Here is a 3,482-nt window from a genome sequence, read left to right on the forward strand (position 1 = left end):
ACGAAGTCAGTCACATATAAAATACAAGGCGAAGCTGACGTTGTTTGAAGAGATTTTCGAAGAGTATTACTTGTTTACAATTTACCTGCTACGGCATCCAACAATTCTTGGATCTTAGCTTGGTTGCTTCCTCCTGCCATGGCCATGTCTGGTTTACCACCACCACGTCCATCGACGATTGGTGCCAATTCTTTGACAAGGTTTCCTGCATGAAGGTCTTTTGTCTTGCTTGCTACAAGGACATTGACCTTGTCACCAATAGCTGCAACTAGGACAAGCACATCAGAGTAATCTTTTTGTTTCCAGTTATCTGCAAATGTACGAAGGGCACCAGCGTCAGATACAGATACTTGGCTAGCAATGTAACGGTGACCATTGACTTCCTTCACATCCTTGAAGATATCGCCTGCGGCTGCAGCTGCGGCTTTTTCTTTCAATTCAGCATTTTCTTTTTGAAGTTGACGAAGTTGTTCTTGAAGTCCTTCTACCTTGTGAGGTACTTCTTTAAGTTGAGGTGATTTCAAGGTTGCTGCGACAGCTTTAAGAGCGTCCTCTTGTTCACGGTAGGCTTCAAAGGCTTCCTTGCCAGTCACTGCCAAGATACGGCGAGTTCCTGAACCAATCCCTTCTTCTTTGACAATCTTGAAGAGTCCAATCTCAGAAGTGTTGCCAACGTGGGTACCACCACAAAGCTCGATAGAGTAGTCACCGATAGTGACAACACGGACTTCCTTGCCGTATTTCTCACCAAAGAGAGCCATCGCACCCATTTCTTTGGCAGTGTCAATATCCGTTTCAACTGTCTTCACTTCAAGAGCTTCCCAGATTTTCTCATTGACTTGCTGCTCAATCGCACGCAATTCTTCAGCAGTCACTGCTTGGAAGTGGGTAAAGTCAAAGCGAAGGAATTCAACTTCGTTAAGAGATCCTGCTTGTGTTGCGTGGTTTCCAAGGATATTGTGAAGAGCAGCGTGAAGCAAGTGAGTCGCAGTGTGGTTTTTCATAACACGGTGACGACGATTTGTATCAATTGCCAAGGTATATTCTTGGTTCAAAGCAAGCGGTGAAAGGACTTCAACTGTATGAAGAGCTTGTCCGTTTGGAGCTTTTTGAACATTTGTCACAGTAGCCACAACTGAACCAGCCTCATCCAAGATTTGTCCATGGTCAGCTACCTGTCCACCCATTTCAGCGTAGAATGGCGTTTCCGCAAAGATAAGTGAGGCAGTTCCTTCTGACACAGCTTCTACTTCTGCATTGTCAGCCACGATAGCCACCAATTTAGAAGACAATTGGCTAGCATTGTAGTTGAAGACACTTTCTACAGTGATGTTTTGAAGGGTTTCATTTTGCATCCCCATTGAGCCACCCTTAACAGCTGACGCACGCGCACGTTCTTGCTGTTCTTTCATGGCTGCTTCAAAGCCTTCACGGTCCACAGTCATACCAGCTTCTTCAGCGATTTCTTCAGTCAATTCAACTGGGAAGCCATAAGTGTCATAAAGTTTGAATACATCTTGACCAGCAATGACAGATTGACCTTTTTCTTTCAAGTCAGCTACAATGCCTTGAGCAAAGTGTTGACCTGAGTGAAGGGTACGAGCAAATGATTCTTCTTCGCTCTTAACGATTTTTTCGATAAAATCACGTTTTTCAAGCACTTCTGGGTAGTAGCTTTCCATGATTTTTCCAACGGTTGGAACGAGTTTGTAAAGGAAAGGCTCGTTGATTCCCAATTTTTGACCATGCATAGAAGCACGACGGAGAAGACGACGAAGGACATAACCGCGGCCTTCATTTCCTGGAAGGGCACCATCACCGATGGCAAATGAAAGGGAACGGATGTGGTCAGCGATAACCTTAAAGCTCATGTTGTCGCCATCTTGGTCATAGACCTTACCAGACAATTTCTCCACTTCACGAATGATTGGCATGAAGAGGTCTGTTTCAAAGTTTGTCTTAGCCCCTTGGATAACGGCCACCAAACGCTCCAAACCTGCGCCCGTATCAATGTTCTTGTGTGGCAATTCCTTGTATTCACTACGAGGAACAGCAGGGTCTGCGTTAAATTGTGACAAAACGATGTTCCAGATTTCGATATAACGGTCGTTTTCAATATCTTCTGCAAGAAGGCGAATACCGATATTTTCTGGGTCAAATGCTTCTCCACGGTCAAAGAAGATTTCTGTATCTGGTCCAGAAGGTCCTGCACCGATTTCCCAGAAGTTATCTTCGATTGGAATCAAGTGACTTGGATCCACTCCTACTTCAATCCAGCGGTTGTAAGAATCTTTATCATCTGGATAGTAGGTCATGTAAAGTTTTTCAGCTGGGAAGTCAAACCACTCAGGGCTTGTCAAAAGCTCATAAGCCCAAGTGATGGCTTCGTCACGGAAGTAATCCCCAATAGAGAAGTTCCCCAACATTTCAAACATGGTATGGTGACGTGCAGTCTTCCCTACGTTTTCGATGTCGTTGGTACGGATAGCCTTTTGAGCATTGGTAATACGTGGATTTTCAGGGATAATAGTCCCGTCAAAGTATTTCTTAAGCGTTGCTACCCCAGAGTTGATCCACAAAAGAGTTGGGTCATTTACAGGAACCAAACTTACTGATGGTTCTACTGAGTGACCTTTGGTCGCCCAGAAATCAAGCCACATTTGGCGTACTTGTGCACTAGATAGTTGTTTCATATTGTCTCCTTATTTACTTGTTTAATGTGATTGGCTTTCCAGCATTTCCACATAGTCAATCGCGACACAGAGGGAAATGACTAGGTCTGCATAAGCGTCCTCAAGAACCGTTACGGTATAGGTAGAGGTCAGATGGAAGAGTTCCTTCTTAATTTCCGCAATCAGCTGATCGCGATCATCCAGCAATTTGAAATTCAAATCCCAGATATTGCCCTCGATACGAAGACCTAGATTATCAAACTCATACTTATCTCGCCAGAAGGTCAACTTCTTGCGAATGACAAAACTCGAGCCATCCCGAAGCTGAATCTCAAAACGAGGAAGCAAGGTCAAGATTTCTTTACTAATCTGACTGACCTGTTCACCAGCCGCATCATAGATGGTAAAGGTTTTAGGAATCTTAAAAAATGATCCCTCTACCTGATAGGCGATTTCTCCCCTGTCATCCTTGATAGCGAAGCGTTCGCCTCCAAGACGAAACTTTTGTTTGACAAGAAATGTTTTCATCAACACCTCCAAAAAATCAAAAGACAAGCTCATATCACGAAGGGCGAAAAACCGCGGTACCACCTTCATTCAATGAACTTGTCATTCTCTTGTTCTTATGCAATTGTTAAATTGAGTAGCATGACTTTCTAGCTTAGATGGCTCGCAGCACCGCCATTTCTCTGGACTAAGACAAGAGAAAATCAATTCTCAACTTTCTTATTATAACGTTTTTTTGAACTTGCGTCAACTGGAAATGATTCTAACCAAATAGCATGTGTTAGCCAGCTAACTTCTCAAAGT

Annotated in this window: 2 protein-coding genes; both read right to left on the reverse strand. The window is 43.7% G+C overall.

Features of this window, described 5'->3' with window-relative positions; translation table 11 throughout:
- Positions 1-74: 74 nt before the first annotated feature.
- A complete protein-coding gene (gene alaS / locus HT697_RS10115; protein WP_173219162.1) occupies positions 75-2,693 on the reverse strand; it encodes an alanine--tRNA ligase in 2,619 nt (872 codons plus the stop codon).
- Positions 2,694-2,714: 21 nt separating this feature from the next.
- The gene (locus tag HT697_RS10120) at positions 2,715-3,200 is read right to left on the reverse strand and encodes an LURP-one-related/scramblase family protein (RefSeq protein WP_000847060.1); all 486 of its coding nucleotides are present in this window, start codon (positions 3,198-3,200) and stop codon (positions 2,715-2,717) included.
- Positions 3,201-3,482 lie beyond the last annotated feature (282 nt).

It is taken from the genome of Streptococcus sp. 1621 (assembly GCF_013276615.1).
Taxonomy (GTDB): Bacteria; Bacillota; Bacilli; order Lactobacillales; family Streptococcaceae; genus Streptococcus.

What these genes read in the sequence shown, in the direction of transcription:
- alaS (WP_173219162.1), bottom strand. Translation starts at nt 2,693, where the DNA reads ATGAAACAACTATCTAGTGCACAAGTACGCCAAATGTGGCTTGATTTC.
- HT697_RS10120 (WP_000847060.1), bottom strand. Translation starts at nt 3,200, where the DNA reads ATGAAAACATTTCTTGTCAAACAAAAGTTTCGTCTTGGAGGCGAACGC.